The following is a 23330-nucleotide window of genomic DNA, read 5'->3' as shown; positions in this document are numbered from 1 at the left end:
GGCCTCCTGTCAGTGCTTCACGGGCGCGGCGGGATCTTCCGCCTCGTCGTCGTCATGGTCTTCGGTCTCGATCCCCTCGATCCCGTCTTCGTCGATGTCGGCGCCGTCGAAGGCCCCGGATTCCTTGCGCTGGCGCAGCATTTCCGCGATCAGCTCGTCGGTCAGGATCAGCTTGGCATCCGACAGCCATTCGAACCGCAGCCCGATGGTCACGTCCTCGCCGCCTTCCTCGATGGTGATGAGGATCTCGTCGCCTTCGGTGCCGGCCAGGATGCCCTTGAACCGGCGCCGCCCGTCGATCAGCTCGCCGGTTTCCACCCGCGCCTCGTAACCGTTCCAGGTGTCGAAATCCTTCAACCGCGTCAGCGGCCGGTCGATGCCGGGGCTGGACACCTCGAGCGTGTAATTGTCCTCGATCGGGTCTTCCACGTCCAGCACGGCCGATACGGCCGTCGAGATCCGCGCGCAGTCGTCCACGTTGATGCCGCCTTCGGGCCGGTCGGCCATGATCTGCAAGGTGCGCGTCTTGCCGCCCATCAGGCGGATGCGCACCAGCTCGTAGCCCATCGCCTCGATGGTGGGTTGAACGATGCCGGCAAGCCGCCGGTCGATGGCGGTTCTGGCAATGAGGTCGGACATGGTGTCGGTCACGGGGGCTCCCCCAAAACGAAAAACGGGCCGTCAGGCGGCCCGTTGCTTTTCCGGTGGGCTTCGGGTGTGGACCCCGAGGCGCCGCTGTTGCAAGCCATATACGCAGGATGCCCGCGCATTGCAAGGGCGCTTGGGGCAAAAGCAGGGGTGCTGCGCCGCCGCCTGGCGCTTCTCGGACCGATGTCGAACCCGACAGGCGCCCCCGGGGACAGAAAATGCAGATCAGGGCGCCAGCAGCACGCCGCCATCCTGCCCGGTCACCGTTGCGGTCACGATGGCGCCTTCGGGCCGGTCGGTGGCAAAGGCGACTTCGGTGAACTGTTCGGTGCGGCCCATGCGCGGGGATTCGGTCAGGATGCGGTGGGTGCGCCCGACCTGGGCGGTCAGGTGGCGGGTCAGCGCGGCCTCGCCCACCGCGCGCAAGGCGGCGGCGCGGTCGCGGATGAGGGGCCCGGGCAGTTGCGGCATCCGCGCCGCCGGGGTGCCCTTGCGCGGGCTGAAGGGAAAGACGTGCAGAAAGGTCAGGCCGCAGTCCTGCACCAGTTTCACCGAGTTGTCGAAATGCGCGTCCGTCTCGGTCGGGAAGCCGGCGATGATGTCGGCGCCGAACACGATGTCGGGGCGCAGGCGGCGCGCGTCTTGGCAAAAGCGGATGGCATCGTCGCGGCTGTGGCGGCGCTTCATCCGCTTCAGGATCAGGTCGTCGCCGTGTTGCAGGCTCAGGTGCAGGTGCGGCATCAGCCGCGGCTCCGAGGCGATGGCCTGCATCAGGTTTTCGTCTGCCTCGATGCTGTCGATGCTGGAAATGCGCAGGCGCGGCAGGTCGGGCACCAGGCGCAGGATGCGCAGCACCAGATCGCCCAGCCGGGGTTGCGCGGGCAGGTCGGCGCCCCAGCTGGTCAGGTCCACCCCGGTCAGCACCACCTCGGCAAAGCCCTTGTCCACCAGGCGCTTGATCTGATCCACCACCACGCCCGCCGGGACCGACCGGGAATTGCCCCGGCCGTAAGGGATGATGCAGAAGGTGCAGCGGTGGTCGCAGCCGTTCTGCACCTGCACATAGGCGCGGTGGCGGCCGAACCCGTCGATCAGGTGGCTGGCGGTTTCGCGCACCGCCATGATGTCGTTGACCTGCACCCGTTCGGTTGCCCCGATCAGGTCGGGCACCAGGCCGGCCCAGGTTTCGGGCTGCATCTTTTCGGTGTTGCCGATGACGCGCGTCACCTCGGGCATGGCGGCAAAGGTTTCGGGTTCCACCTGTGCCGCGCATCCCGTCACGATGATCGGCGCGTCGGGGTGTTCGCGGCGGATGCGGCGGATTTCCTGCCGGGCCTTGCGCACCGCCTCGGCCGTCACCGCGCAGGTGTTGACCACATGCGCCCCCTGCACCCCGGCGGCGGCCGCCAGGCCCTTCATCGCTTCGGATTCATAGGCATTGAGCCGGCAGCCGAGCGTGTGGAACACCGGCGCGGTCATGCCGCCAGCTCGCCCCGGAACACCAGCGCGGTGGGCCCGGTCATCCAGACCCCATCGTCGCGCCAGTCGATGTCCAGCGTGCCGCCATCGACATCCACGGTCACGCGCCGCCCCGTCAGCCCGCGCAGATGCGCGGCCACCGCCGTGGCGCAGGTGCCCGACCCGCAGGCCAGCGTGATGCCCGTGCCGCGTTCCCACACCCGCATCCGCAGCCGGTCGGGGGCGGTCAGGCTGGCGAATTCCACATTCGTGCCTTCGGGGAACAGCGGGTGGCGTTCCAGTGCGGCGCCCTCGCGGGCCACGTCCACCGATTCGGCATCCGCCACGAACAGCACGCAATGCGGGTTGCCCATGCCCACCGCGATGGGATCGCCCGGCAAGGGCAGGTGTGCAGGGTCGGCGCCGGGGGCCAGCGGGATCGCAGGCGCCTCCAGCAAGGGCGGGCCCATGTTCACCGCCGTCAGCCCGCCGCCTGCATCCACCGCGCGCAACACCCCGCGCACGGTGCGGATGGTGACCTCGGCCTTGCCGGTTTCGTCCATCAGCAGCCGCGCGACGCAGCGCGTGGCGTTGCCGCAGGCGCCCGCCTGGCTGCCATCGGCGTTCCAGAACACCAGCCCCGCATCGGCGGCATCATCGGCCACCACCTCGGCCAGCTGATCGAATCCCACACCCCGGTGCCGGTCGCCCAGCGCACGCGCCAGCGCCGCCGTCACCGGCGCCCCGCCCTTGCGGCGGTCGATCACGACGAAATCGTTGCCCAGCCCGTGCATCTTGAGAAACCGGACAGGCTCTGCGGCGGCATGCGTTTCCATGCCGGGGCATATACGCCTGCCCGGATTTTTTCGCCAGTGCCCGGTGCATTTTTCCAAGGCAGGCCCTTGACCCCCCGGCGCACTCCGCATAGGAAGCGCCTCGGTGAGGGCCCGTAGCTCAGTTGGTTAGAGCGGCTGACTTTTAATCAGTAGGTCATAGGTTCGAGTCCTATCGGGCTCACCACTTCCAAGGGCCCGGGCAGCAATGCCCGGGCCTTTCGAATTTCCCCTCGCCCCGGCGCGCCCCCCGTGGACCGCGGCGGGCCAAAGGCGCATCCTGTGCCCATCATGCCCGCCTTCTGCCGCGATTGTCTTGCCCCCCTTGCCGCGCCGGCGCCGCGCTGCCCGTCGTGCCGCAGCCCGCGGGTGCTGGCCGATGCCGAGCTGTTCGACCTGGCCATCGCCCATGTCGATTGCGACGCCTTCTATGCCAGCGTGGAAAAGCGCGAAAACCCCGCCTTGCGCGACCAGCCGGTGATCGTCGGCGGCGGCACGCGCGGTGTGGTCTCCACCTGCTGCTACATCGCGCGCATCCACGGCGTGCGCTCCGCCATGCCGATGTTCGAGGCGCTGCGCCGCTGCCCGCAGGCCGTGGTCGTCAAGCCGCGCATGGCGCTTTATGCCGAGGTCAGCCGCGCCATCCGCGACCGGATGCAGGCGCTGACCCCGGCGGTGGAACCCCTCAGCCTCGACGAGGCGTTCCTCGACCTGACGGGCACGCAGCGGCTGCACGGGGCACCGCCGGCGGTGCTGCTGGCGCGGCTGGCGCGCGGGGTGGAAACCGATCTGGGGATTTCGCTGTCGGTCGGGCTGTCGCACAACAAGTTCCTGGCCAAGATCGCCTCCGACCTCGACAAGCCGCGCGGCTTTTCGGTGATCGGCCGCGCCGGGACCGAGGCCTTTCTGGCCGACAAGCCGGTGCGCTTTCTGTGGGGGGTGGGCCTGGCCACGCAAGAGGCGCTGGAACGCGCCGGCATCCGCCGCCTGGCCGACCTGCGCGCCTGGGACAAGGCCGACCTCGCCGCCCGCTTCGGCGCCTCGGGCGCGCGGCTTTGGCATCTGGCGCGCGGGCAGGACGACCGCCCGGTTTCCCCGCACGATCAGCCCAAGTCGATTTCCCGCGAAACCACCTTCGACGCCGACCTGTCGGATGCCGACCTGCTGCAAGGCCACCTGTGGCGGCTGGCCGAACAGGTGGCCGACCGCGCCAAGGCCCGCGGGCTGCAAGGCCGCACCGTCACGCTCAAGCTCAAGCAGGCCGACCACCGCATCCTGACCCGCCGCCGCGCGCTGGCCGAACCGGCGCAACTGGCCGATGCGATCTGGCGCGCGGCCGAACCCCTGCTGGCGGCCGCACAGCCGCAGGCGCCATTCCGGCTGATCGGGGTGGGGCTTTCCGACCTGTCGCCGGCCAGCGGGCACGACCCGGCGGGCGACCTGCTGGACCCCGGCGCCGGCAAGCGCGCCGCCGCCGAACGCGCGGCCGACCGCATCCGCGCCCGCTTCGGCGCCGACGCCATCATCAAGGGCCGCGCGCTGCGCTGATCCCTGCTGCCTTTGGCGCGCAGGCTGCGGCGCCGGTCGGGGCAGGGCAGGGGCTCAGATTTCCTCGGGCAGGTCCACCACCAGGCGGCGCCCGGCAAGATCCACCGTCGGCACGACGGCGCGGGTAAAGGGCAGCATCAGCGATTGCTTCATGCCCGGCCCCATCACCTCGATCATGTCGCCGGCGCCGTGGTTCTGCACCGACACCACGCGGCCCAGCTCGGTGCCGCCGGCGTCGCGCACGCTCAGGCCGATCAGGTCGGCATGATAGAATTCGTCGTCCTCCAGCGCAGGCAGGCGGGCGCGGTCGGCAAACAGCTGCGTGCCTTTCAGCGCCTCGGCCTCCTCGCGGCTGCGCACGCCCGTCAGCCGGGCCGAAAGCCCGTTCGGAATCACGCCGGTCAGCGTGACGCCGAAGCTGCGTTTGCCGTCTTCGGTGAACAGCGGCGCATAGCCGGCGATGGCGGTGGGGTCGGCGGTAAAGCTTTTCAGCCGCACCTCGCCTTTCACGCCGAAGGCGCCCGCAATGGCGCCGACGCAGACACGTTCGGTCATGGTCCGATTCCGGGGCGCAAGGGGAAACGGCCCGCCCGGTGCCGGGCGGGCCTGCGGCGGATCATTCCGCGGCGGCGGCCTTCTTGGCCTTTTCGGCAGCGCGGGCCTGGGCCTTCTTGCCCGGCACGGCGGCCTTGGGGTTGTTGCGCTCGGTCTTGGCGCGCAGGCCGGCGGCTTCCAGGAACCGCGCGACGCGGTCGGTCGGCTGGGCGCCGAGGTTCAGCCAGTGCTGCACGCGCTCGACGTCCATCTTGACGCGGTTCTCGTTGTCCTTGGCCAGCAGCGGGTCATAGACCCCCAGCTTTTCCAGGAAACGGCCGTCGCGCGGCATGCGGCTGTCGGCGGCGACGATGGCATAGTGCGGGCGCTTCTTGCTGCCGCCGCGGGCCAGACGGATCTTCATGGACATGGGTCTTCTCCTTGGGTTTTCAGGGGCCGGAACTCCGGCTTACTTCTGCAGTTTCTCGTGATGCCGGATGACTTCCGAGATGATGAACGCCAGGAACTTCCGGGCGAATTCGGGGTCCAGGTCGGCTTCCTGCGAAAGCCGCTCCAGACGTTCGATCTGCCGCGCCTCGCGCGCGGGGTCGCTGGGGGGCAAGGCGTGCTCGGCCTTCAGCCGGCCCACGGCCTGGGTGTGCTTGAACCGCTCGGCCAGCGTATAGACCAGGATGGCATCCAGACGGTCGATGCTGGCGCGATGCTCGCGCAGCAGGGCGGCGGCGCGGATGGAGGCGTCGGTCGTCGGGGTGTCCGGGGTCATGCGCAAGCCTCCATTCCGCCGTCGGCCAGGGCCGCGGCCGCGGGGTGGCGCCAGATGTCGGTGGCGCCGTATTGTTCGTGAACAAAGGTTCCGTCCCGCACGCAGCCCATCCGCCGCGCCAGCGCGGCGCTGCGGGTGTTGTGCGGGTCGATCAGGCTGATCGCCGTGGTCCAGCCCAGAACGTCATAAGCCCAGGCCCGCGCCGCGCGCGCCGCCTCGTGCGCCAGGCCCTTGCCTTCGGCGCCCGGGTGCCAGACGCTCCAGGCGATTTCCGGTTCGGGCCAGCCTTCGGGGTAGAACGGCCCCGTGGTGCCCAGCGGCGCATCGGTGGCCTTGTCGCAGAACACGAACACCCCGTAGTCGCGATGCACCCAGTGCCCGGTCAGGTGGCAGAACCCCCGCCAGGCCAGGTTGCGCCCCACCCCGCCGCCCACGAAGGCCGCCCGGGACGAGGCCGCAAAGGCCGCATAGGGCTCGAAATCCGCGGCCACCGGCGCGCGCAGCCGCAGCCGTTCGGTTTCCGGAACCGGGGTGCCGACCAGCCGCGGATGCGTGCCTGCGTTCATTTCTTGCGCCCGAGGCCAAGGCCCGACAGCCCGCCCGGCAGCTTCAGTCCGCCCAGACCCCCGCCCAGGCCGCCGCCGCCCAGACCCGGCAGCTTCATCCCCTCGCTCATGCCGCGGCCCAGTTCGGCCAGCTGGTCGGGGGTCATCTTGCCGGGGTCGGGCATGCCGCCCTTGCCCATCATCTGCTTGATGGCGGCCTTGACCATGCCGCCCTTGCCCATCTTCTTCATCATGTCCGCCATCTGGCGGTGCATCTTCAGCAGGCGGTTCAGGTCGGCCACATCCAGCCCGGCGCCGGCGGCGATGCGTTTCTTCCGGCTGGCATTCAGCAGGTCGGGGTTGGCGCGTTCCTTTTTGGTCATCGACTGGATCAGCGCGATCTGCCGGCGCAGCATGCGGTCGTCGAAGCCCGCCTCCTCGGCCGCCTTCGCCGCCTTGCCCATGCCCGGCATCATGCCCATCAGGCTTTGCATGCCGCCCATCTTCAGCATCTGTTCCAGCTGCAGCTTCATGTCGTTCAGGTTGAACAGACCCTTGGCAAAGCGCCTGGCCATGCGTTCGGCCTGTTCGGCCTCGAAGGTCTCGCGCGCCTTTTCCACCAGCGCGACGATATCGCCCATCCCGAGGATGCGGCCCGCCACGCGCTCGGCGTCGAAAGCCTCCAGCGCGTCGGATTTCTCGCCCAGGCCGACAAAGCGGATCGGCTTGCCGGTGACGGCGCGCATGCTCAGCGCCGCACCGCCGCGGCCGTCGCCATCCATCCGGGTCAGCACCACGCCGGTGATGCCGACCTTGGCGTCGAATTCCTGCGCCACCTCCACCGCGACCTGGCCCGTCAGACCATCGACGACCAGCAGCGTCTCGCGCGGGGCCACGGCATCGCGCACCTGCGCGACCTCCTCCATCAGCGCGATGTCGATCTGCAGCCGCCCCGCGGTGTCGAGGATATAGACGTCATAGCCGCCCAGCGTGGCCGCCTGCCTGGCGCGCCGCGCGATCTGCACCGCCGATTCGCCTTTGACGATCGGCAGGAAATCCACCCCGACCTGTGCTGCGAGGATCTGCAACTGTTCCATCGCCGCCGGGCGCTGCGTGTCGAGCGAGGCGAGCAGCACCTTCTTGCCTTCGCGCTCCTTCAGCCGGCGCGCGAGCTTGCCCGAGGTGGTGGTCTTGCCCGAGCCTTGCAGACCCACCATCAGGATCGGCGCGGGGGGGTTGTCGATCTTCAGCCGTTCGGCCGGGCCGTCGCCCGAAAGCATGGCCACCAGTTCGTCATGGACGATCTTGATGACCTGCTGGCCGGGGGTCACCGATTTGGTAACCGCTTGTCCCGTCGCCTTTTTCTGCACCGCCTTGACGAAATCGCGCGCCACCGGCAGCGACACGTCGGCCTCCAGCAGCGCGGTGCGCACCTCGCGCAGCGCGGTTGCCACGTCGTTTTCGGACAAGGCCCCCTGCTTGGACAGGCGGTCGAAGACGCTGCCAAGGCGTTCGGACAGGTTCTCGAACATCGGGGCCTCCATCGGGCACGAAACGGGCGGCGCAATGGGCAGCGACACCCACGGGCGCAACGCGCTGGTGGATGGCGATCCCGGCATGCGCCAAGGGACCGGAAGGGCACGGCCATTCCGGGATTGCACCGCCGATACGCCGCGGCGGCGCCGAAGTCAAGCCGTGCCCCCGCGGCCGGCGGCGCAAGCGGGGGGTTTCACACCCCCCGCGCCGGTCGGCCCTGCAGGCCGACCGGCCCCCCCGTGGGATATTTCCGGACAGAAAATGAACCAGGGGTCCGGGATGCGTCAGCCTTGCGGCGGGCGGGTCCAGCCCGAAGGCGGCTGGCGCGGCAGCGGCCTTGCGGCGGGGTCGATCTCGGTGGCCTCGCCGTCGATCACGTCGTCGCGGGCCTCGGGCCAGCGCGGGCCGGGCGCAAAGCCGCCCGCGGTGCCGCCCATCGCGGCGCCCATCACCACCACCCGCGCGGCGATCCGCCGCATCAGCGCCGCCCGCACCGCCGGCACCAGCAGCAGGAACCCCAGCGTGTCGGTGAAGAACCCCGGGGTGATCAGCAAAAACCCCGCCAGCAGGATCATCGCGCCATGCGCCAGCGGCGCGGCCGGATCGGCCAGCCCGTTCAGCGACCGCTGCACTTCGCGCAGCGTGGCCAGCCCCTGGCGGCGCACCAGCAGCGTGCCCAGCGTGGCCGTCAGCAGCACCAGCCCCAGCGTGGGCCACAGCCCGATGCGGCTGCCGATGGTGACGAACAGCGCGATCTCGATCAGCGGGATCAGCAGCAGGGCAAGAAAGATCGGCACGGGCAGCGCCTTTCGGGCAAGGGTCGGTCGGCTGAGGTGGACTTGACAGCCCCCTGCACATACATAGGTGACAACGGTTCGCAGAACCAACCCCCCATGCGCCCTGTCGGCACCGGCAGGCCCCTGACCCCGAGGCCCCATGAGCTCGTCCCTGATCCAACTGCTGGTCCTGGCCGCGATCGCCGTATTCCTGATCGTCAAGCTGAAGAACGTGCTGGGCACGCGCGACGGTTTCGAACGCCCGGCGCAACCGCTGGAAGGGCCCGCCCCGGCCGCCCGCAAGCGCGACTTCGAGGTGATCGAAGGCGGGCAGGACCGCGACATCACCGACCATGTCCCCGACGGCAGCCCTGCCGCCAAGGCGCTGGCGGCGATGAAGCTGGCCGAGCCGGGCTTTTCGGTGACCGAGTTCCTGGGCGGGGCGCGCGGCGCCTACGAATGGATCCTGATGGCGTTCGAGCAAGGCAAGCTCGACGACATCGTGCCGCTGCTGTCCAAGGAGGTCTACGAAAGCTTTCAGGCCGTGGTGGACGCGCGCGAGAGGGAGGGTCTGAGCGTCGAGGCCAAGTTCGTCGGCCTGCGCGAGATGACCTTGCAGGATGCCACCTTCGACCGCGACACCCGCGAGGCCGAGCTGACCGTGCGGTTCGTGGGCGAGCTGACCAGTGTGATCCGCAACCGCATGGGCGAGGTGGTCGAGGGCAGCCCGACCGAGATCCGGCGCCAGCGCGACGTCTGGACCTTCGCCCGCCGCATGGGGGCCGACGACCCGAACTGGCAACTGGTCGCCACCGGCGAATGACATGTGGCGCGGGCTTGCCCTGGCGCTGGGTCTGATGGCCGGCGCGGCCGGGGCCGGCCCCTTGCGTTTCGACGACCTGCCGGGCTGGGCCGAGGATGACCACGCCGCCGCACTGGCCGTCTGGCGCGACACCTGCGACCAGCTGCGCGGCCCCGAATGGGGGCCGCTGTGCGCGCTGTCGGCCGAAGTGGCCGATGCCCGCGCCTTTTTCGAGATGTTCTTCCGCCCCGTGGTCGTGGGCGAGCCGCCGGCGCTGTTCACCGGCTATTACGAGCCCGAGTTGCAGGGTTCGGCGGTGCGCACGCCCCGCTTTGCCTGGCCGGTCTATGCCCGCCCGCCCGAGTTCGACGGCACCGGCCTCTGGCACAGCCGCGCCACGATCGAGCAGCGCGGGTTGTTGCGCGGGCGGGGGCTGGAGCTGGTCTGGCTCGACGATCCGGTCGAGGTGTTCTTCCTGCAGGTGCAGGGGTCGGGGCGCATCCGCCTGCAGGATGGCCGCACGATCCGGCTGGGCTTTGCCGCCAAGAACAACCACCCCTACCGTTCGGTCGGCGCCGAACTGGTGCGGCGCGGGGCGATGGCGCCGCATGCCGTGTCGGCGCAAGGCATCAAGGCCTGGGTGCGGCGCAACGGTGCCGAAGGCCAGCGCCTGTTGCAGCACAACCCGTCTTTCGTGTTCTTCCGCAAGCTGCCCGACCTGCCCCCCGACAAGGGCCCCATCGGCGCGATGGGCCGCAGCGTCACTGCCTTGCGCTCGGTCGCGGTGGATCCGGCCTTCGTGCCGCTGGGCGCGCCGGTCTGGGTGGAAAAGGACGGGCCCGACCCCCTGCGCCGGCTGATGGTGGCCCAGGATACCGGCACCGCCATCAAGGGCGCGCAGCGGGCCGACATCTTCTACGGCACCGGCGCTGCCGCGGGCGAGGCGGCGGGCCGCGTGAAGGATGGCGGGCGCATGGTGGTGCTGCTGCCCATCGACACCGCGCTTGCCCTGGCCGGGGACTGACCCATGCCCCGCCGCCGCAGCCTGCACCCCGAAGAACAGGAAGTCTGGGATCTGGTCGCCCGCACCGCCCGCCCGCTGCACCCGCCGCGCGCCCGCCAGGCCGAGACCGCCCCCCCGGCGGCGACCCCCGCCCCCGTGCCGCCGGTCGCAGAACCCGCCCCGCCGGCCCCCCTGCCGGCCTTTCGCATCGGCGCCCGCGCGCCGCAGCCGCCGGCGCGGCACGACCTCGCCCCCCCCATCGGCCAGCAGATCGCCGCCCACCCCCTGCGGATGGACGCCGCCACCCACAAGGCCATGCGCCGCGGCAAGCTGATGCCCGAGGCGCGGCTGGACCTGCACGGCCTGACCCTGGCCGAGGCGCACCCCGAGCTGATCCGCTTCGTGCTCAACGCCCAGTCTGCCGGGCTGCGGCTGGTGCTGGTGATTACCGGCAAGGGCAAGGACCGCGACCGCGGCGGCCCGATTCCCACCCGCTTCGGCGCGCTGCGCCACCAGGTGCCGCACTGGCTGGCGCTGCCGCCCCTGCGCGGCGCGGTGCTCCAGATCGCCGAGGCGCACCTGCGGCACGGCGGGTCGGGGGCCTTCTACGTCTATCTCAAACGAAGCCGGTAAAGGGGCACACATGGACTGGGGCCTGTTCCTGACCTACCTCGCCGCCTGCGGTGCCGCCGCCACCACCGGCGTCGTGTTCCAGCCCGGCGACTGGTATCGCAGCCTGGCGAAACCGGCCTGGACCCCGCCCGACTGGGTGTTCCCGGTGACCTGGACGGTGCTTTACCTGTGCATGTCCTGGGCCGGGGCGCGGGTGGCGGCCCTGCCCGGCACCGGGCAGGCGCTGGCGCTGTGGTCGGTGCAGATCGCGCTCAACACGCTCTGGACCCCGATCTTCTTCGGCCTGCGCCGCATGCAGGCGGGCTTTGTGGTGATCGTGCTCTTGTGGCTGGCGGTCGCGGCCACCGGCATCACCTTCTTCCTGCACGACCGGCTCGCGGGGGCGCTGTTCGTGCCCTACATCGCCTGGGTCAGCATCGCCGCGGCGCTGAACTGGTCGGTCTGGAAACGCAACCCGGCCTGACCCCTTTTCAAATCCTCCGGCCTGCGGCACCTTGGCGCAAAGCCGAAAGGAATTGCTCATGGAAGATTTCATCGGGGCCAACATCGTGTGGCTTGCCCTGGCCGCGCTGCTGGTCGTCACCGTGTTCCTCGGCGTGCGCGTGGTGCCGCAATCGGAAAAGTACGTGGTCGAACGCTTCGGCCGCCTGCAATCGGTGCTGGGCCCGGGGCTCAACCTGATCGTGCCGTTCATCGACACGGTGGCGCACCGGATCTCCATCCTCGAACGCCAGCTGCCGTCCAGCCGGCAGGATGCGATCACCGCCGACAACGTGCTGGTGCAGGTGGAAACCTCGGTGTTCTACCGCATCATCGAACCGGAAAAGACGGTCTATCGCATCCGCGATGTCGATGGCGCCATCGCCGCCACCGTCGCCGGCATCGTGCGCGCCGAAATCGGCACGATGGAACTGGACGAGGTGCAGTCGAACCGCAGCCGCGTCATCGCGCGCATCAGCGAAAGCCTGGCCAATGTCGTGGACGACTGGGGCATCGAGGTGACGCGCGCCGAAATCCTCGACGTCAACCTCGACGAGGCGACCCGCGCCGCCATGCTGCAACAGCTCAACGCCGAACGCGCCCGCCGCGCCCAGGTGACCGAGGCCGAAGGCAAGAAGCGCGCCGTCGAACTGGCCGCCGATGCCGAACTTTACGCCGCCGAACAGGTGGCCAAGGCCCGCCGCATCCAGGCCGATGCCGAGGCCTACGCCACCCGCGTGGTGGCCGAGGCGATCCGCGAAAACGGGCTGGAGGCGGCGCAATACCAGGTCGCGCTGAAACAGGTCGAGGCGCTGGCCTCGGTGGCGCAAGGCCCCGGCAAGCAGACCATCATCCTGCCGGCCGATGCGGTTGCCGCCTTCGGCGATGCGTTCAAGCTGCTTCGGGGGCGCTAGGGCCATGTGGCAGGCGTGGTGGATGTGGGTTGCCGCCGGCGTGGCCATCGGTGTGCTGGAACTGCTGGCCCCCGGCTATGTGTTCCTCGGCTTTGCGCTGGGCGCGGTGGCCACCGGGGCGCTGGTGGCGCTGGGCTGGGTCTGGTCGTTTCCGGTGGCGCTGGCGGCCTTCGGGGCGCTGTCGCTGGCGGCCTGGGCGGCGATGCGCCGCCTGCTGGGCCGCCGCGCCGGACAGGTCAAGGTCATCACGCGCGACATCAACGACAACTGAACCGCCCCGCGCTTGACCCCGCCGGCAAGCGCCGCGACACTGCGCGCGCAAGCGCCGCCCCGGCGCGGCCTTCAAGGGGGTTTCGATGCGCGCTATCGCCTTGGCCTTGCTGGCCTTTCTTCCGTCTGCCGTGGCGGCCGCCGAACCGGGCCGCTGGTCGCTGATCGCCGAATCGGGCGGGTGCGAGGTGGCCTTTCTGCCCGAAGCGGTGGATGACGGCATCTTCTTCGTCGATCGGGGCGAGGCCGATTGCGGCCCCGACATCGGCCGCATCACCGGCTATGCCCTGAACGAGGACGGCGCCGTGATCGTGTTCTATTCCACCCTGTCCGGGGTCGATCTGGTGGGCCAGGTCACGCGCAGCGACGACGGGGTGTTCACCGGCACCCTGCGCGGCGGCGGCGCCTTGCGGCTGGAACACCGCTCGGGCCCGCGCGGCATCACCGATCCGGGCACCGGCCTTCTGACCGGCGAGGCCCCCGTGACCATCGAGGACGACCCCGAGGCCGCGGCCGACGAACCGCTGGCCGCCGTGCCCGCGCCGGGCGATTGCCTCGTCTACGCCGGGCAGGAAGGCGCCTGTGTGGATCAGGCCGACCTCGGCCCGCCCGAAGGCGGCAAGCTTCAGGTGCTGACCCGCATGAACCTGCGCGACCAGGGCACCACGCAAGGCTCGCAGGTCGTGGGGCGCGTCGAGCCGGGCACCTGCCTCGATGCCGGCTTCTGCGCCGAGGATGGCGAAGGCCGGCTGTGGTGCGGCGTGCAAGGCGCCGCCGGCCAGGGCTATATCCTCAAGCAGGACGACAAGACCGTCTTTGCCCGCAATTCCTGCCGCTGAGCGGGCCGGGCCGGGCCGGGCGTTCGCCCGCCGCCGCCGTTGCGCAGGGCAGGTCAGGGCAGGGCAGCGGAAGGCTCCCGCACCCGTGCGGCGCCCCGGCGGGGCGCCCCCCGGCCTTGGGCCGGGCGGGGGGCTCTGCCCCCCGCACCCCCCGCCCTGGCGCGGGGGCGTCACACCGGGGCCTGCACCACCGGGCAGGGGCGGTTGTTCGGGCGGCGGCAGACAGGGCCAAAGGTTGCGCATTCGTTAAAACGCGCCGCCAACCCATTGAAAAACATGGGGTGGGATCCTGTCCCTCGCAGGGACGGGCGGGGCGGGGCTCAGCGGTTGGGGTGCCGGGCCTGCGGGTTGGCCAGCTCGGCATTGATCGCCAGCACCGCCGCGCGCGGGTCTGCGGCCTGCCAGACCGGGCGACCCACCACGATATGGTCGGCCCCGTCGGCCACCGCCTGCGCCGGCGTCGCCACCCGCTTCTGGTCGCCCGCCGCCGCCCCCGCAGGCCGCACCCCCGGCGTCACGATCAGCTTGCCCGCCGCCTGCGGCAAGGCCCGGATCATGGCGGCTTCCTGCGGGCTGGCGATCACGCCGTCGGCGCCCGCCTCCAGCGCCCGGGCGGCCCGTTCCAGCGCGATCTCGCGCAGGTCGCCGGGCCGGATCAGGTTGGCGTCCAGGTCGGCCCGGTCCAGCGAGGTCAGGATGGTCACGGCCAGGATCCGGGTCGGCTTGCCCGCCTTGCCCGCCGCCGCCGCCCGCACCACCTGCGGGTCGCCGTGCACGGTCAGGAAATCGGGCTCGTATTGCGCCAGCCCCCGCACCGCCGCCTCCACCGTCGCCCCGATGTCGAACAGCTTGAGGTCGAGAAAGATGCGCTTGCCCTGCTCCTGCTTCAGCTCGTTGGCCAGCGCCAGCCCGCCGCCCGTCAGCATCCCCAGCCCGATCTTGTAAAAGCCCGCAGCATCGCCGATCCGGCGCGCCAGGTCCAGCCCGTCCAGAATGTTCGGCACGTCCAGCGCCACGATCAACCTGTCGTCGGATGCCATCCTCGCCCCCTCCTTGCCGGGTTGCCTTGCGCCGGGCCACTGCCGGGCAAACGCCGCGCGCCTACCTTGCCGGGCGGCCGAAGGCAAGGCGGCTCAGCCCCGGATCATCGCCTTGATCGCCGCCGCATGCCCGGTCCGGGCGGCCAGCACGTCGGCCGCCACCTCGCGCACGCTGGCCATCAGCGCCTCGGGCGGCACCAGCCGGTCCACCAGCCCCCAGGCCAGCGCCTCGTCGGCCGGGATCTTCTGCCCGCCCATCAGGATCATCTTCGCCCGCGCCGGCCCGACCAGCGCCACCAGCCGCCCCGGATCGGACGGTTGCGGCAGAAAGCCCAGCCGCATCACCGGGTAAAAGAACCGCGCCCCCGGCACCGCTAGCCGCAGGTCGCAGGCCAGCACCATGCCCATCGCCCCGCCGGCCAGCGTGCCGTTCAGCGCCGCCACCGTCAGGCCGGGAAACTCGGCGATCGCGGCCGAAACCTCCTCCCACAGATCCGAGGTCGCCAGCCCCGCCCGCGCCTCGTCCAGGTCGGCCCCGGCGGAAAACACGTGGCCTGCCCCGGTCAGCACCAGCACCGCCGCCCCGTCGGCCGCCGCACTGCGCGCCACGTCGCGCAAGGATGCCAGCATCGCCCCGGTCAGCGAGTTCGCCTTTTCCGGCCGGTCCAGCGTCACCACCCAGAGGCCGCCTTCGGTTTCGACCCGGATCATGCCACCAGCCCCACCGCGCGCCGCACCGCCTCGTCCCGCAGGGAACATTCGCCACCGCGGTAAGCCTCGCCCCCCGGGCCGCACAGCCAGACCAGCGCCTGCGCCGGCCATTCGGGCGGGATATGCACCGACCAGTCCAGCTGGCTGACCGGGTTGATGCCCGAGGCGCGGATCTGCGCCTGCATGTCGGTGGCCACCGTGCCCGGCGACAGCGAGATCACCCGAACCCCGGCGCCGCCCGCCTCCAGATGCGCGGCGCGGGTCAGCATCAGCGCCGCAGCCTTGGAGGAACAATAGGCCGCCCAGCCTTCGAGCGGGTTGTAGGCCGCCCCCGACCCGATGGTCAGGATCGTGCCGCGCCCGCGGGCGATCATGCCGGGCAAGGCCGCGTGCATGCCGTTGAAAACGCCCGCCACGTTCACCGCCAGCGTGCGGGCGAAAGCGGCCGGGTCGGCGGTGGCGATGGGCGCGATGGGGTCCACCACGCCGGCGTTGTTCACCAGCACCTCCAGCGGGCCGAAGGCGGCCTCGGCCCGGGCCAGCGCCGCCGCCAGCGCCGCCGCATCGGCCACGTCGCACGGCAGCGCCAGCGCATCGGGCCCCAGTTCGGCCGCCAGCGCGCCCAGCCGCGCCGCATCGCGCGAGATCAGCGCCACCCGCGCCCCTTGCCCGGCAAAGGCCCGCGCCGCCGCCGCCCCGATGCCGCGCGCCGCGCCGGTAATTGCCACCAGCCGCCCGGAAAGTTCCGTCATCCCGTTCCCCTTCGTCGAATGCGCAGGCAAGGTTAGGCCCGCCCCCGCGCCGCCGCAACCGGCTTGACCGCCCGCGGCCGAGGCAGGATGCTGGATCAAAGCATTTTCCCGAAAGGATCGGTCATGCCCGCCTTGCGCCCTGTCATTGTTGCCGCCTTCGCCGCCACCCTTGCGGCCGGGCCCGCTGCCGCGCAGGTCACCCCCGAACAGGTCTGGACCGCGTGGAAGGGGCTGGCCGGCGACATGGGCTATACGCTGACCGCCACCGCCGAACGCCGCGATGGCAACCGGCTGGTGCTGGACGGCGTGCTGGCCACCATGTTGGCAGAAACCCACGCGATGCGCGCCCCGATGGGCCGGGTCGTGCTGCGCGACCGGGGCGACGGCACGGTGGACATCACGCTGGAGCCCGCCTTCGACATCACCATGACGGTGACCGAGCCCGACAGCGAGCCGGTGGAAATGGCGCTGTCGCTGGAGCAGGACGGTTACACCGCCGTCGTCTCGGGCACGCCCGAGGCGCTGACCTACGATTTCTCGGCCGCTGCGCTGACCATCGGCATGTCGGCCCCCAGGGTCGATGGCAAGGAAATGCCGCTGGACATGACGGTGACGCTGCGCGGCCTGGCCGGATCGGCGCGCACCCTGCCCGGCGACCCGATGGGCCTGGCCTCGGACCTGTCGGCCGAGGCACTGGAGCTGGCGGTTTCGGCCGAAAACCCCGAAGGCGAAGGCACCTTCGACCTGTCGCTGGGCGCCGAGGCGCTGCAATCGAGCTTTCAGGGCGCGATGCCGCAGGCGCTGGCGCAGGCCATGACCGCCGGCCTGACCGGCAAGGGCAGCTATGGCACCGGGCCCATCGAGTTCGCCTTCGACGTCGACGACAAGGGCAAGACCAGTTCGGTGGCAGGGCGCGCGGCCGGCAGCGGGGTGGAATTCGGGCTGGACCCGGCCGGCCTGTCCTATCGCGGCACGGTCACGGGCGCCGAAGTGACGCTGGCCGGGTCGGACATTCCGTTTCCGCAGCTGACCGTCACGCTCGGGGAATACACGATGGGCCTGACGATGCCATTGACCCGCAGCGACACCGCGGCCGATTTCGCGCTGCTGCTGCGGCTGGTGGACCTGGGCCTGCCGGACGAGATCTGGTCGATGCTGGATCCGGCCGCCAGCCTGCCGCGCGACCCGGCCACGCTGGTGCTGGACACCAGCGGCAAGGTGCAGCTGTTCCACGACCTGACCAGCCCCGAGGCGCAAGGCGAAGGCGCCCCCGGCCAGTTCGAAAGCGTCACGATCAACGCCTTGCAGCTGAAGGCGGCCGGCGCCGACCTGACCGGGACCGGCGCCTTTGCCTTTGACAACACCGATACCGAAACCTTCGGCGGCATGCCGCGCCCCGCGGGCAGTGCCGAGCTGACGCTGACGGGCGGCAACACGCTGCTGGACCGGCTGGTGGCGCTGGGCGTGGTGCCGCCGGATCAGGTGATGCTGGTGCGCGCGATGCTGGCGATGTTTGCCCGGCCCGGCGCGGGGCCCGATACGCTGACCTCGAAGCTGGAGATCACCCCCGAAGGCCAGATCCTGGCCAACGGCCAGCGCATCCAGTAACCCGGCGGCTGGACAGCCGGGGGGCGGCGCGTTACCTCGGGGGGGCATATGGAAAGGCCCCCTTGCGATGACAGATGCCCGCCTCGATTCCGCAGCCCTGGAACGCCTGACGCAGACGATGCTGGACATTGCCCGCAAGGCCGGTGCGGAAAGCGCCGATGCGGTGGCGGTGGCAGGGCAGTCGGTCTCGATCGACGTGCGGGGCGGGCGACTGGAACAGGCGGAACGGTCCGAAGGCGTGGACATCGGCCTGCGCGTGCTGATCGGGCGGCGGCAGGCCTGCGTGTCGGCCAGCGACGTGTCGCAGCGGGTGATGGCCGAGCTGGCCGAACGCGCGGTGGCGATGGCGCGCGAGGCGCCCGAAGACCCCTTTGCCGGGCTGGCCGCGCCGGAGCAACTGGCGCGAGGGTGGGATCTGGCAGCGCTGGAACTGGCCGACCCCGCCCCCGAACCCGCGCCGGCCGACCTGCAGGCCGATGCGCTGGCCGCCGAGGCCGCGGCCCGCAGCCACGCCGGCATCACCCAGGTGGACAGCGCCAGTGCCAGCTATGCGCGCCGGGCGTTTCATCTGGCGGCGACCAACGGGTTTTCGGGCGGCTACGGGCGCACCTCGCGTTCGGTGTCCTGCGTTGCGATCACCGGCACGGGCAGCGCGATGGAACGCGACTGGGCCGCGGAATCGCGCCTGTGGCAGGCCGACCTGCCCGACCCGGCCAGCGTCGGGCATCTGGCGGCCGAGCGCACGCTGGCACGAGCCGGCGCGCGCAAGCCGCCGACAGGCGCCTTTCCGGTGCTGTATGACGAACGGGTGGCCAATTCGCTGATCGGGCACCTGCTGGGGGCGATCAACGGCACGGCCATTGCCCGCGGCGCCAGCTGGCTGCGCGACGCGATGGGCACCCCGGTGCTGCCGCCGGGGCTGGACCTGATCGAGGATCCGCTGCGCCCGCGTATTTCGGCCAGCCGCCCCTTCGACGGCGAAGGTCTGCCGTGCACCCGCCGGGCGCTGGTGCAGGACGGGGTGTTGCAATCCTGGGTGCTGGACCTTGCCACCGGGCGCAAGCTGGGCCTGCCCAGCACCGCCAGCGCCGCCCGCGGCACCGGCGGCCCGCCGGCCCCCAGCCCGGGCAACGTGGCGCTTACGCAAGGCTCGGCCAGCCGCGCCGACCTGATCCGCGACATGGGCACGGGGCTGCTGGTCACCTCGATGCTGGGGGCGACGATCAACCCGACCACCGGCGATTATTCGCGCGGGGCGGCCGGGTTCTGGGTGGAAAACGGCGAAATCGCCTGGCCGGTGAACGAATGCACCATCGCCGGCAACCTGCGCGACATGCTGCGCCGCATCACCCCGGCCAACGATGCGCGGCCGCACCTGTCCACGGTCGTGCCCAGCCTGCTGGTCGAAGGACTGACGCTTGCGGGCGGCTGAAGACCTGGCGCTTCTGGCCGACGCCGCGCGCGAGGCCGGCGCCGTTGCCATGCGCTACTGGCGGCGCCACCCCAGGGCCTGGAACAAGTCCGACGGCACCGGCCCGGTGACCGAGGCCGATCTTGCCGTCAACGCCATGCTGGCGCAGCGGCTGCGCAACGCCCGGCCCGGCTACGGCTGGCTGTCCGAGGAAACCGCCGATACCCCCGACCGGCTGGAGCGCGCGCTGTGCTTCATCGTCGACCCCATCGACGGCACCCGCGCCTTCATCGAAGGGCAGGATACCTTTGCCATCGCGCTGGGCATCGCCGAGGCCGGTCGGATGCGCGCGGGCGTGGTCTATCTGCCGGCGCTCAAGCGGCTTTATGCCGCCCACAGCCAGGGCCGGGCCACGCTGAACGACCAGCCGCTGACCGCCAGCCCCGCCACCGAGCCCGACGGCGCCCGGGTGCTGACCACGGCGCCCAACATGGCCGCACAGCACTGGCCCGGCGGGGTGCCCGACCTCAGGCGCAGCTTCCGGCCTTCGCTGGCCTATCGCATCTGCCTGGTGGCCGAAGGGCGGCACGACGCGATGGTCACCTTCCGCGACGCCTGGGAATGGGACATCGCCGCCGCCAGCCTGATCGCCGAGCGTGCCGGCGCCATCGTCACCGATGCGCGCGGCGGGCCGCTGCAGTTCAACGCGGCGCATCCGCAGGTGCCCGGGGTGATCGCGGCGGCGCCCGGCCTGCATGGGCCCCTGCTGGCGCGCACCCGCGCCGCCTCTTGACATCGCGCCAGGGCATTCCCAGCTATCCTTTATCCGGGCGCCGCAACGGGCCCGGCAAACCCGCCTTGCCCCGAAGGGGAGGGCACACATCATCGCTCTGAATGAGGATGCCATGCGCAATTTCGATCTTGCCCCGCTCTACCGCGCCACCGTCGGCTTCGACCGCATCGCCGACCTGATGGACCGCGCCCTTGTGGGCGACGCTGCCCCCACCTACCCGCCCTACAACATCGAGAAGACGGCCGAAAACAGCTACCGCATCTCGATCGCCGTGGCCGGATTCGCGCCCGAGGATCTGGCCGTCGAGGTCAAGGACACCACGCTGCACATCACCGCCCGCAAGGCGCCGGAAACGGTGGAACGCACCTACCTGCACCGCGGCATCGCCACCCGCGCCTTCGAGCGCAAGTTCGCCTTGGCCGATCATGTCAAGGTGTCGGGCGCCATCCACGAACACGGGATGCTGCACATCGACCTTGTGCGCGAAACGCCCGAAGCGCTGAAACCCCGCCGGATCGAGATCGCCCGCGGCGATGTCCGCACGGTCGAGGCGACGGTCAGCGAACCGATCGACGCCTGATCGGACCCCAACCGGCTTTCGCGGCGGGGTGCGGGCAACCGCACCCCGTCTTGCGTTCAGCGCGCCATCACCAACACCCACCACAGCCGGCCGCTGCCCTTGGCCACCGCAAGGCCGGCGTGGCGCAGATCGCCGCGCAGCAACCCTTCCCGGTGCGGCGGCGACCCTTGCCAGATCTGCGCCACCACCCCGGCATCCAGCCGCCGGGTGAAGGCGAGGTTCTCGTGCGCGGCCTGCATCGCATAGCCCTGCGCCGCGATTCGTCCCCGCAGGTCCGGCCCGCCCGGGCGCTGATGGTCGAAAAACCCGTGCATCGCCATGTCGCAGGCATGGGCCCAGGCCGCCGCCCGCAGTGCGGCCGAGGGTTCCAGCGCCGCCACGCCATAGGCCGCGCGCGTGCGGTTCACCCAGTCCAGCAACCGCGCCTCGGCCGCCGTGCCGCCCTGAACCGGCACGCAAGCCCCCTGCGCCATCGCCAGCACCGGCCAGACCGCCAGCATCAGCACTGCCAGAAGCGCGCGTCCGATCCCGCCGTTTCCCATCTTCACCTTGTCCCAAATATCCCGGGGTGAATTGGCCGCAGGCCAAGAGGGGCAGCGCCCCTCGCCTTTCCGCCTACAACGCGGCAAATCCCGTTTCCAGTGCCGACAGGATCACCTGCGCATCCGCCTCGGTCAGCACCAGCGGCGGCGACAGGATGATGTTCGGCCCCGAAACCCGCACCATCGCCCCCGCACTATAGGCCACCTGCTGCACCCGGGCGGGCACCGCCTTGTCGGCGGGCCTGCGGCTGGCACGGTCGGCCACCAGTTCCAGCGCCAGCATCAGCCCATGCCCCCCGCGCACGTCGCCGATGACCTCGAAGCGGTCCTTCAGCCGGTTGATCCCGGCCCAGAGCTGCGCCCCCCGGGCCGCCGCGTTTTCCACCACGTTCAGCCGCTGCGTCTCGGTCAGGCAAGCCACCGCCGCCGCAGCCCCCACCGGGTGACCCGAATAGGTGTAGCCGTGGCCGATGGCGGCCTTGCCGCTTTCGTCGCGCTCGAACACCTGGGCCACGTGCTCGGCGATCATCACCGCGCCAAAGGGGAAATAGCCGTTGGTGATGGCCTTGGCGGTTGCCATGAAATCGGGTTGCACACCCCAAAGCCGGCTGCCGGACCAGGCGCCGGTGCGGCCGAAGGCGGTGATGACCTCGTCCGCGATCAGCAGGATGCCGTTCCGGCGGCAGATCTCGGCCACGCCGGGCATGAAGCTGGGGTGCGGCGGAATCACGCCGCCGGCGCCCAGCACGGGCTCCATGATGAAGGCCGCGATGGTGCCGGCGCCCTGAAAGGCGATTTCATCCTCCAGCGCCGCCAGGCACAGTTGTGCCAGCCGCGCCGGGTCGCTTTCGTTGAACGGGTTGCGATAGGTGTAGGGCGCGGGAATGTGAAAGCAGCCGGGCAGCAGGGGTTCGTACATCGTGCGGAAATTGGCGTTGCCGTTCACGCTTGCCCCGCCGAAATGCGTGCCGTGGTAGCCCTTTTTCAGCGACAGGAACTTCACCCGCCCCGCCTCGCCGCGGATCTTGTGGTATTGCCGCGCCAGCCGCAGCGCGGTTTCCACGCTGTCGCCCCCGCCCGAGGTGTAGAACGCCCGGGTCAGCCCGTCGGGGGCGAAGAATTCGCGCAAGGCCTCGGCCAGTTCGATCACCGCATCGTTCGAGGTGCCGCGGAAGATCGAATAGTAGGGCAGCCGGTCCAGCTGGGCGGCGATGGCATCCTTCACCGGCTGGCAGGAATAGCCGAGGTTGACGTTCCACAGCCCGCCGACGCCATCCACCACTTCTTTCCCGTCGATATCGCGGATGCGCGTGCCATGCGCCTCCACCACGATCGTCGGCGGGTTGGCCAGGCTGTCGGCCGGTGCCGTCATCGGGTGCCACAGGCTGCGGGCGTTGTTGGCTTTCAGGAAATTGGCGTCTTTCATGGGCGTCTCCTCAAGCCGCGGCGCGCCAGCGGGCGGCGATGTCGTCGGGCGGTTGGCCGCCCAGATGGGTGGTGATGCGGGCGGCGGCCTGCATCAGCGCGGGCAGCACGGTGGCGGGTTGCATCCGCGCGCGGGGTGCTGCCACCGCCAACGCGCCCATGCAGGCGCCGTCGGCGCCGAACAGCGGCACGGCCAGCGAATGCACCTCCAGCTCCAGCCCGCCGATGCTTTCGGCATGGCCTTCGGCGCGCACGGCAGCCGCGAGGCCGCGCAAGGCGGCCGGGTCGGTCACGGTCAGCGGCGTCAGGGCAGGCAGGGGGGCTGCCAGCACGGTTTCGCGCGCGGCCGGGTCCAGCGCGCCCAGCACCGCAAGGCCCGAGGCGGTGGCGTGAAACGGCAGCACATCGGCATCCGACATCATCACCCGCGTGGCGTGGCGCGTGGAATAGGCAAAGGCCAGCGCCTGCAACCGCCCGGCCACCAGCACCGACAGATGCGCGGTTTCGCCCGTTGCCTCGGCCAGCGCATCCAGCACCGGGCGGGCCGCAGCCTGCAACGGCACCGCCGATTCCCGCAAGGCGGCCAGGCGCAGCACCGCCGGCCCCAGCCGGTATTCCCGCGCCGGCCCCACCTGTTCCACCAGCCCCGCAGCGGCAAGGTCGGTCAGCAGCCGGTGGCAGGTGGCCTTGTTCAGCCCCGCCCGCCGCGCAAGCTCCGACAACCCCGCCTGGGGTTCGGCGCGGGTGAACAGGCTCAGCAGGTCCAGGGCTTTTGCAACGGTGCTCATGCAGGCAGCTTGACAGGGACAGGCCGAGCCGTCAAGATATTTGAACCAGTGGTTCATATATTGAACCGTTAAAGAGG

General features: G+C 70.9%; 27 protein-coding genes and 1 tRNA gene. 13 read left to right on the top strand and 15 right to left on the bottom strand.

Annotated features, from left to right (window positions below; translation table 11 throughout):
• Positions 1 to 9 precede the first annotated feature (9 nt).
• From rimP to dapF, 3 genes are all read right to left on the bottom strand, one after another.
• Positions 10 to 639: a ribosome maturation factor RimP gene (rimP, locus tag ACK4S2_RS00485; RefSeq protein ID WP_409619304.1), complete on the bottom strand. Its 630-nt coding sequence runs from the start codon at positions 637 to 639 to the stop codon at positions 10 to 12.
• A gap of 234 nt (positions 640 to 873) precedes the next feature.
• Complete coding sequence (mtaB, locus tag ACK4S2_RS00480; RefSeq protein ID WP_409619206.1) at positions 874 to 2127, bottom strand: tRNA (N(6)-L-threonylcarbamoyladenosine(37)-C(2))-methylthiotransferase MtaB; 1254 nt, start codon at positions 2125 to 2127, stop codon at positions 874 to 876.
• The gene (gene dapF, locus ACK4S2_RS00475) at positions 2124 to 2942 is read right to left on the bottom strand and encodes a diaminopimelate epimerase (RefSeq protein WP_409619203.1); all 819 of its coding nucleotides are present in this window, start codon (positions 2940 to 2942) and stop codon (positions 2124 to 2126) included. Before dapF ends, mtaB begins: the two co-directional genes overlap by 4 nt.
• Positions 2943 to 3049: 107 nt before the next feature.
• On the opposite strand from dapF, the gene ACK4S2_RS00470 reads away from it, so the two are divergent.
• Positions 3050 to 3126: transfer RNA gene (locus ACK4S2_RS00470), tRNA-Lys, on the top strand.
• 104 nt (positions 3127 to 3230) lie between these two features.
• On the top strand, positions 3231 to 4487 hold the full coding sequence (locus ACK4S2_RS00465; protein WP_409619302.1) for a DNA polymerase IV: 1257 nt from the start codon (positions 3231 to 3233) through the stop codon (positions 4485 to 4487).
• Between the two features lie 54 nt (positions 4488 to 4541).
• On the opposite strand, the gene rimM is transcribed toward ACK4S2_RS00465, so the two are convergent.
• The 6 genes from rimM to ACK4S2_RS00435 all read right to left on the bottom strand — a co-directional run bounded on the left by rimM (position 4542) and on the right by ACK4S2_RS00435 (position 8683).
• Positions 4542 to 5042 (bottom strand): ribosome maturation factor RimM, encoded by a 501-nt coding sequence (gene rimM / locus ACK4S2_RS00460; RefSeq protein ID WP_409619200.1) that lies wholly within the window; start codon positions 5040 to 5042, stop codon positions 4542 to 4544.
• A 61-nt stretch (positions 5043 to 5103) separates the two neighbouring features.
• Positions 5104 to 5451, bottom strand: coding sequence for a 30S ribosomal protein S16 (rpsP, locus tag ACK4S2_RS00455; protein ID WP_409619197.1), 348 nt, complete (start codon positions 5449 to 5451; stop codon positions 5104 to 5106).
• Between the two features lie 39 nt (positions 5452 to 5490).
• Positions 5491 to 5805, bottom strand: a complete 315-nt coding sequence (locus ACK4S2_RS00450; RefSeq protein ID WP_409619194.1) for a chorismate mutase — start codon at positions 5803 to 5805, stop codon at positions 5491 to 5493.
• Complete coding sequence (locus ACK4S2_RS00445) at positions 5802 to 6371, bottom strand: GNAT family N-acetyltransferase (protein WP_409619191.1); 570 nt, start codon at positions 6369 to 6371, stop codon at positions 5802 to 5804. The genes ACK4S2_RS00450 and ACK4S2_RS00445 overlap by 4 nt, the downstream gene beginning before the upstream one ends.
• On the bottom strand, positions 6368 to 7882 hold the full coding sequence (gene ffh, locus ACK4S2_RS00440) for a signal recognition particle protein (protein ID WP_409619188.1): 1515 nt from the start codon (positions 7880 to 7882) through the stop codon (positions 6368 to 6370). The genes ACK4S2_RS00445 and ffh overlap by 4 nt, the downstream gene beginning before the upstream one ends.
• A 288-nt stretch (positions 7883 to 8170) precedes the next feature.
• Complete coding sequence (locus ACK4S2_RS00435; RefSeq protein WP_409619185.1) at positions 8171 to 8683, bottom strand: FxsA family protein; 513 nt, start codon at positions 8681 to 8683, stop codon at positions 8171 to 8173.
• A gap of 139 nt (positions 8684 to 8822) precedes the next feature.
• Between ACK4S2_RS00435 and ACK4S2_RS00430 the strand changes: the two genes are divergently transcribed.
• From ACK4S2_RS00430 to ACK4S2_RS00400, 7 genes are all read left to right on the top strand, one after another.
• Positions 8823 to 9485, top strand: coding sequence for a Tim44/TimA family putative adaptor protein (locus ACK4S2_RS00430; protein ID WP_409619182.1), 663 nt, complete (start codon positions 8823 to 8825; stop codon positions 9483 to 9485).
• A gap of 1 nt (position 9486) precedes the next feature.
• On the top strand, positions 9487 to 10488 hold the full coding sequence (locus ACK4S2_RS00425; RefSeq protein WP_409619179.1) for a murein transglycosylase A: 1002 nt from the start codon (positions 9487 to 9489) through the stop codon (positions 10486 to 10488).
• Positions 10489 to 10491: 3 nt separating this feature from the next.
• Positions 10492 to 11100, top strand: coding sequence for a Smr/MutS family protein (locus tag ACK4S2_RS00420; protein WP_409619176.1), 609 nt, complete (start codon positions 10492 to 10494; stop codon positions 11098 to 11100).
• A 10-nt stretch (positions 11101 to 11110) separates the two neighbouring features.
• Positions 11111 to 11563 carry a tryptophan-rich sensory protein TspO gene (gene tspO / locus ACK4S2_RS00415; RefSeq protein ID WP_409619173.1) on the top strand — a complete coding sequence of 151 codons (453 nt, stop codon included), beginning with the start codon at positions 11111 to 11113 and terminating at the stop codon, positions 11561 to 11563.
• A gap of 58 nt (positions 11564 to 11621) precedes the next feature.
• A complete protein-coding gene (locus ACK4S2_RS00410; protein ID WP_409619170.1) occupies positions 11622 to 12494 on the top strand; it encodes an SPFH domain-containing protein in 873 nt (290 codons plus the stop codon).
• Positions 12495 to 12516: 22 nt separating this feature from the next.
• Entirely contained in the window at positions 12517 to 12765 is a 249-nt protein-coding gene (locus tag ACK4S2_RS00405) for an NfeD family protein (RefSeq protein ID WP_409619167.1), read from the top strand.
• Positions 12766 to 12850: 85 nt separating this feature from the next.
• Entirely contained in the window at positions 12851 to 13603 is a 753-nt protein-coding gene (locus ACK4S2_RS00400; protein WP_409619165.1) for a hypothetical protein, read from the top strand.
• Between the two features lie 320 nt (positions 13604 to 13923).
• Here the strand turns inward: ACK4S2_RS00400 and pyrF are convergent, their stop codons facing one another.
• From pyrF to ACK4S2_RS00385, 3 genes are all read right to left on the bottom strand, one after another.
• Positions 13924 to 14643 (bottom strand): orotidine-5'-phosphate decarboxylase, encoded by a 720-nt coding sequence (pyrF, locus tag ACK4S2_RS00395; protein ID WP_409619162.1) that lies wholly within the window; start codon positions 14641 to 14643, stop codon positions 13924 to 13926.
• 93 nt (positions 14644 to 14736) lie between these two features.
• Complete coding sequence (locus ACK4S2_RS00390; RefSeq protein WP_409619159.1) at positions 14737 to 15354, bottom strand: enoyl-CoA hydratase/isomerase family protein; 618 nt, start codon at positions 15352 to 15354, stop codon at positions 14737 to 14739.
• Complete coding sequence (locus ACK4S2_RS00385) at positions 15351 to 16106, bottom strand: SDR family oxidoreductase (RefSeq protein WP_409619156.1); 756 nt, start codon at positions 16104 to 16106, stop codon at positions 15351 to 15353. The genes ACK4S2_RS00390 and ACK4S2_RS00385 overlap by 4 nt, the downstream gene beginning before the upstream one ends.
• 123 nt (positions 16107 to 16229) lie before the next feature.
• Here ACK4S2_RS00385 and ACK4S2_RS00380 point away from each other — a divergent pair, with 123 nt between their 5' ends.
• From ACK4S2_RS00380 to ACK4S2_RS00365, 4 genes are all read left to right on the top strand, one after another.
• Positions 16230 to 17714: a DUF2125 domain-containing protein gene (locus tag ACK4S2_RS00380; protein WP_409619153.1), complete on the top strand. Its 1485-nt coding sequence runs from the start codon at positions 16230 to 16232 to the stop codon at positions 17712 to 17714.
• 67 nt (positions 17715 to 17781) lie between these two features.
• A complete protein-coding gene (locus ACK4S2_RS00375) occupies positions 17782 to 19146 on the top strand; it encodes a TldD/PmbA family protein (protein ID WP_409619150.1) in 1365 nt (454 codons plus the stop codon).
• Positions 19133 to 19918 carry a 3'(2'),5'-bisphosphate nucleotidase CysQ gene (locus tag ACK4S2_RS00370; RefSeq protein WP_409619147.1) on the top strand — a complete coding sequence of 262 codons (786 nt, stop codon included), beginning with the start codon at positions 19133 to 19135 and terminating at the stop codon, positions 19916 to 19918. The genes ACK4S2_RS00375 and ACK4S2_RS00370 overlap by 14 nt, the downstream gene beginning before the upstream one ends.
• 112 nt (positions 19919 to 20030) lie before the next feature.
• Positions 20031 to 20498 (top strand): Hsp20 family protein, encoded by a 468-nt coding sequence (locus tag ACK4S2_RS00365; RefSeq protein WP_409619144.1) that lies wholly within the window; start codon positions 20031 to 20033, stop codon positions 20496 to 20498.
• A 56-nt stretch (positions 20499 to 20554) separates the two neighbouring features.
• Here ACK4S2_RS00365 and ACK4S2_RS00360 read toward each other — a convergent pair whose 3' ends face one another.
• The 3 genes from ACK4S2_RS00360 to ACK4S2_RS00350 all read right to left on the bottom strand — a co-directional run bounded on the left by ACK4S2_RS00360 (position 20555) and on the right by ACK4S2_RS00350 (position 23253).
• Entirely contained in the window at positions 20555 to 21040 is a 486-nt protein-coding gene (locus tag ACK4S2_RS00360; protein ID WP_409619141.1) for a CAP domain-containing protein, read from the bottom strand.
• A 73-nt stretch (positions 21041 to 21113) separates the two neighbouring features.
• The gene (locus ACK4S2_RS00355; protein ID WP_409619138.1) at positions 21114 to 22466 is read right to left on the bottom strand and encodes an aspartate aminotransferase family protein; all 1353 of its coding nucleotides are present in this window, start codon (positions 22464 to 22466) and stop codon (positions 21114 to 21116) included.
• Between the two features lie 10 nt (positions 22467 to 22476).
• A complete protein-coding gene (locus ACK4S2_RS00350; RefSeq protein ID WP_409619135.1) occupies positions 22477 to 23253 on the bottom strand; it encodes an IclR family transcriptional regulator in 777 nt (258 codons plus the stop codon).
• Positions 23254 to 23330: the final 77 nt, after the last annotated feature.

This window comes from Gemmobacter sp. (genome assembly GCF_046292685.1).
GTDB lineage: Bacteria > Pseudomonadota > Alphaproteobacteria > Rhodobacterales > Rhodobacteraceae > Wagnerdoeblera.
The sequence above is the reverse complement of the archived record's forward strand: the minus strand, read 5'-3'. Positions and strand labels throughout refer to the sequence as shown.

Excerpts from the sequence above, each read along its gene's own strand:
- dapF (WP_409619203.1), bottom strand. The coding sequence starts at position 2,942 with ATGGAAACGCATGCCGCCGCAGAGCCTGTCCGGTTTCTCAAGATGCAC.
- ACK4S2_RS00420 (WP_409619176.1), top strand. The coding sequence starts at position 10,492 with ATGCCCCGCCGCCGCAGCCTGCACCCCGAAGAACAGGAAGTCTGGGAT.
- ACK4S2_RS00380 (WP_409619153.1), top strand. The coding sequence starts at position 16,230 with ATGCCCGCCTTGCGCCCTGTCATTGTTGCCGCCTTCGCCGCCACCCTT.
- ACK4S2_RS00385 (WP_409619156.1), bottom strand. The coding sequence starts at position 16,106 with ATGACGGAACTTTCCGGGCGGCTGGTGGCAATTACCGGCGCGGCGCGC.
- ffh (WP_409619188.1), bottom strand. The coding sequence starts at position 7,882 with ATGTTCGAGAACCTGTCCGAACGCCTTGGCAGCGTCTTCGACCGCCTG.
- ACK4S2_RS00450 (WP_409619194.1), bottom strand. The coding sequence starts at position 5,805 with ATGACCCCGGACACCCCGACGACCGACGCCTCCATCCGCGCCGCCGCC.
- ACK4S2_RS00410 (WP_409619170.1), top strand. The coding sequence starts at position 11,622 with ATGGAAGATTTCATCGGGGCCAACATCGTGTGGCTTGCCCTGGCCGCG.
- ACK4S2_RS00355 (WP_409619138.1), bottom strand. The coding sequence starts at position 22,466 with ATGAAAGACGCCAATTTCCTGAAAGCCAACAACGCCCGCAGCCTGTGG.
- ACK4S2_RS00350 (WP_409619135.1), bottom strand. The coding sequence starts at position 23,253 with ATGAGCACCGTTGCAAAAGCCCTGGACCTGCTGAGCCTGTTCACCCGC.
- rpsP (WP_409619197.1), bottom strand. The coding sequence starts at position 5,451 with ATGTCCATGAAGATCCGTCTGGCCCGCGGCGGCAGCAAGAAGCGCCCG.
- ACK4S2_RS00365 (WP_409619144.1), top strand. The coding sequence starts at position 20,031 with ATGCGCAATTTCGATCTTGCCCCGCTCTACCGCGCCACCGTCGGCTTC.
- rimP (WP_409619304.1), bottom strand. The coding sequence starts at position 639 with ATGTCCGACCTCATTGCCAGAACCGCCATCGACCGGCGGCTTGCCGGC.
- ACK4S2_RS00425 (WP_409619179.1), top strand. The coding sequence starts at position 9,487 with ATGTGGCGCGGGCTTGCCCTGGCGCTGGGTCTGATGGCCGGCGCGGCC.
- ACK4S2_RS00360 (WP_409619141.1), bottom strand. The coding sequence starts at position 21,040 with ATGGGAAACGGCGGGATCGGACGCGCGCTTCTGGCAGTGCTGATGCTG.
- mtaB (WP_409619206.1), bottom strand. The coding sequence starts at position 2,127 with ATGACCGCGCCGGTGTTCCACACGCTCGGCTGCCGGCTCAATGCCTAT.
- ACK4S2_RS00400 (WP_409619165.1), top strand. The coding sequence starts at position 12,851 with ATGCGCGCTATCGCCTTGGCCTTGCTGGCCTTTCTTCCGTCTGCCGTG.
- ACK4S2_RS00390 (WP_409619159.1), bottom strand. The coding sequence starts at position 15,354 with ATGATCCGGGTCGAAACCGAAGGCGGCCTCTGGGTGGTGACGCTGGAC.
- ACK4S2_RS00465 (WP_409619302.1), top strand. The coding sequence starts at position 3,231 with ATGCCCGCCTTCTGCCGCGATTGTCTTGCCCCCCTTGCCGCGCCGGCG.
- rimM (WP_409619200.1), bottom strand. The coding sequence starts at position 5,042 with ATGACCGAACGTGTCTGCGTCGGCGCCATTGCGGGCGCCTTCGGCGTG.
- ACK4S2_RS00375 (WP_409619150.1), top strand. The coding sequence starts at position 17,782 with ATGACAGATGCCCGCCTCGATTCCGCAGCCCTGGAACGCCTGACGCAG.
- ACK4S2_RS00445 (WP_409619191.1), bottom strand. The coding sequence starts at position 6,371 with ATGAACGCAGGCACGCATCCGCGGCTGGTCGGCACCCCGGTTCCGGAA.
- ACK4S2_RS00430 (WP_409619182.1), top strand. The coding sequence starts at position 8,823 with ATGAGCTCGTCCCTGATCCAACTGCTGGTCCTGGCCGCGATCGCCGTA.
- tspO (WP_409619173.1), top strand. The coding sequence starts at position 11,111 with ATGGACTGGGGCCTGTTCCTGACCTACCTCGCCGCCTGCGGTGCCGCC.
- ACK4S2_RS00405 (WP_409619167.1), top strand. The coding sequence starts at position 12,517 with ATGTGGGTTGCCGCCGGCGTGGCCATCGGTGTGCTGGAACTGCTGGCC.
- pyrF (WP_409619162.1), bottom strand. The coding sequence starts at position 14,643 with ATGGCATCCGACGACAGGTTGATCGTGGCGCTGGACGTGCCGAACATT.